Below are 3,440 nucleotides of genomic sequence, written 5' to 3' on the forward strand. Positions count from 1 at the left end.
CTCGATCTCGTTGACCACCAGCGTGTCGATCTTCGGCCACAGGGGCTCGGCGATGGCCTGCACCGGCGAGGGATTGAGCAGCACCTTGCAGCCGGCCTCGTGCGCCACCGCGATCGCGCGCTCGACCTGCGCCATCGGGGTCTCGAACTGGGTCACGAGGAAGGCCGCGCCCTCGAGCCGGGTGCGCAGGTCCGCCGCGTCGAGGTCGACGCGGGCATTGGCGCCCGCGATCATCACGATGCGGTTCTGGCCGCTGTCCTCGACCATGATCAGCGCCGTGCCCGTGGGTTCGGCGGCATCGGTGCGCAGGGCCTCGGTGTCGATGCCGTCGCGCTCGAGCGCCTGGCGCAGCGCGCGGCCGTGGTCGTCGTCGCCCACGCAGCCGATCATCCGCACCTGCGCGCCCTCGCGCGCGCAGCTCACGGCCTGGTTGGCGCCCTTGCCGCCGGGGATGGTGGCGAAGGAGCGGCCCAGCAGGGTCTCGCCCGCGGCGGGCGCATGCGGCACGCGCAGCACCAGGTCCATGTTGAGGCTGCCGAGCACCACGATGCGCGGTGCCGCGGGGCGGGAGGAAGACGTCGGGCTCACGGGGTGCGGGACTTTCGGGTGTCGGCGGAAGAAGGGGCGGAGACGGGTGCGGCCGCGGGCGCTCCGGAATAGCGCGCGGTCGAGGCGCGCACGTGCAGCTCGGGCTGCAGCACCACCTTGCGCGCATCGCGGCGGCGGCCGCCCACGCGCTCGAGCAGCATGTCGACCGCCAGCGCGCCGATGCGCTCCTTGGGCTGGGCGACGGTGGTGAGCGCGGGGCTGGTGTAGGCCGAGAGTTCGATGTCGTCGAAGCCGACGATCGAGAGCTCGTCGGGCACCCGCACGCCGCTCTCGTGCGCGGCGCGCAGCGCGCCGATCGCCATCAGGTCGTTGCAGACGAAGACCGCCGAGGGAATGTCGTTGGTGCCGGCGCGCAGGATGGCGTGCATCGCCTCGTAGCCGCCCTGGCTGGTGAAGCCGCCGCGCCACAGCAGCGCGTCGGCGTCGGCCGCGCCCGTGCTGTTGCCGCTCTCGGCCAGCGCCATGCGCCAGCCCGCGATGCGCTGCTCGCTCGGCGACACGCCCTGCGGCCCGCCGATGCAGGCGATGCGGCGATGGCCCAGCGACAGCAGGTGGCGCACCGCGAGCAGGCCGCCCTGCATGTGGGCGGTCTCGACCAGGTCGCAGTGCGGGTCGGCGATCTCGCGGTCGAGCAGCACGGTCGGCACCTTGAGGCCGTTGAGCTGCCTGGCCAGCGAGTCGTCGTCGCCGGTCGACACCACGATCAGCCCGTCGATGCGGCGCTCGGCAAGCACCTGCAGGTACACGCTCTGGCGGTGCGGCTCGTCGTCGGTGTTGCACAGGATCAGCGTGTAGCCGGCGCCGAAGCAGCGGTCCTCGATGATGCGCACGATCTCGGCGAAGTAGGGGTTCGAGCTGTTCGGGATCAGCATCCCGAGCGTCGAGGTGGTGTTGCTCTTGAGGCTGCGCGCCATCGCGTTGGGCACGTAGCCGAGTTCGCGGATCGCGAGCTCGACGCGCTCGCGGCCCTTGGCGCTGACGTGGCGCGTGTCGTTGACCACGTGCGAGACGGTGGTGACCGACACGCCCGCGCGCAGTGCGACGTCCTTGATGGTGGCCATGGCCTGGGTGTTCCTGTTGCGGGGTGCTGCTTCGTGGGGAGGGGAGCGTCAGGCCAGCCGGCGGTCGGCGCGGCGCTGGCGCAGGGTGTCGATGATCACCGCAACCACGATCACCGCGCCGGTGATGATGCGCTTGCTCGGCTCGCTGGCGCCGACCTGCGCCAGGCCGGCCTCGAGCACCGCGATGATCAGCACGCCGAAGAAGGTGTTGACCACCGACCCGCGCCCGCCCATCAGGCTGGTGCCGCCGATCACCACCGCGGCGATCACCTGCAGCTCGATGCCCACGCCCGAGTTCGGGTCGGCCGCCTCGAGGCGCGCCGACTGCATCAGCCCCGCCAGGCCGGCCAGCAGGCCCGTGACCGCGAACACCACGATGCGGATCGGCCGCGGGTCGATGCCCGCGAGGCGCATTGCTTCCTCGTTGGTGCCGATGCCCACCACGTAGCGGCCGAACACCGTGCGCGACAGCACCAGCTGGCCCACGATCACCAGCACCACCGCGAGCACGAAGGCCGCCGAGATGCCGCCGATCCACGGCGCCGCCAGGCCCGAGATGGCATCGCCCACGTACTGGGTGCGCGAGTCGGTCACGAGGTAGGCGCCGCCGCGCACGGCCTCGAGCATGCCGAGCGAGACGATGAAGCTCGGCAGCCGCCAGGCCACCGACACGGCGCCGGTGATCGCGCCGCAGATCAGGCCCGTGGCCAGGCCCAGCAGCGCGGCCAGCGGCACCGGCAGGTGCCATTGCAGGATGGCGGCGGCGGCCACCGCCGCGCTGAGCGCCAGCACCGAGCCCACCGAGAGGTCGATGCCCGCGATGATCAGCACGAAGGTCATGCCCACGGCCATCACGGCCAGCGCGGGGATCTCGTTGGCGATGGTGACGAAGGTCTCCACCGTGAGGAAGTATTCGCTGAGGCTGCCGAACAGCGCGATCATGCCGAGCAGCACCACGGCCAGGCCGATGTAGGTGCCGAGCTGGCCCTTGAGGGAGCCGGCGCCGGAGGCGGGGGGAGCGGAAGCGGTGGTGGTCGTCATGGGGCGAAGGAGGATGAGGCTCAGGCGGCGGCCGCGAGAGCGTGAGCGGTGGGGGCTGCGGAGGTGGCGCGGCCGGTGTCGCCGAAGGCCGCGGCCAGGATCGACTGCTGGTCCCAGGCGCCGCGCTCGAACACCGCCACCAGGCGGCCGGCGTGCATCACGCCGATGCGGTCGCACATGGCCATGAGTTCGCGCAGGTCGCTCGACACCATCAAGAGCGCCTTGCCGGCCTCGGCCATGCGGTCGAGCTCGGCATAGAGGTCGGCGCGCGCGCCCACGTCGACGCCGCGCGTCGGCTCGTCGAGCAGCAGCACCTTGCATTCGCGGTGCAGCCAGCGCGCGAACACCACCTTCTGCTGGTTGCCGCCGCTGAGCGTGGCCACGCTCTGCTCCTCGCTGCGCGAGCGGATGCGCAGCGTCTGCACCAGCCGGCGCGCGATGCCGCGCTCGGCGGCCGCGCGCAGCCAGCCCAGGCGCGAGACCGCGCCGAGGTCGCTGAGCGTGGCGTTGACGCGGATCGACTGCGTCATCAGCAGGCCCTGCGACTTGCGGTCCTCGGTGACCAGGCCGATGCCGGCGCGGATCGCCTGCATCGGCGAGCGCCAGCGGCCCGCGGCCGGTTGCTGCGCGCCGGGCCAGTGGAGTTCGATGGTGCCGCGCTCGGCCTTGTCGGCGCCGAACAGCAGCCGCACGAGCTCGGTGCGGCCCGAGCCCACGAGCCCGGCGATG

4 protein-coding genes are annotated in these 3,440 nt (G+C 72.4%); all 4 read right to left on the reverse strand.

The window, feature by feature from the left end:
* Positions 1-588 (reverse strand): ribokinase (locus AC27VN_RS36280; RefSeq protein ID WP_490879762.1); only part of this gene is annotated, 588 nt, incomplete at its 3' end.
* Positions 585-1,670 carry a LacI family DNA-binding transcriptional regulator gene (locus AC27VN_RS36285; protein WP_208511298.1) on the reverse strand — a complete coding sequence of 362 codons (1,086 nt, stop codon included), beginning with the start codon at positions 1,668-1,670 and terminating at the stop codon, positions 585-587. The genes AC27VN_RS36285 and AC27VN_RS36280, both read right to left, overlap by 4 nt.
* Before the next feature lie 48 nt (positions 1,671-1,718).
* Positions 1,719-2,711, reverse strand: coding sequence for an ABC transporter permease (locus AC27VN_RS36290; RefSeq protein WP_093347945.1), 993 nt, complete (start codon positions 2,709-2,711; stop codon positions 1,719-1,721).
* 20 nt (positions 2,712-2,731) lie between these two features.
* A partial coding sequence (locus AC27VN_RS36295; RefSeq protein WP_490879763.1) for an ATP-binding cassette domain-containing protein occupies positions 2,732-3,440 on the reverse strand: 709 nt, incomplete at its 5' end.

The sequence above is a fragment of the Variovorax sp. 20P10.2.4 genome (assembly GCF_058244205.1).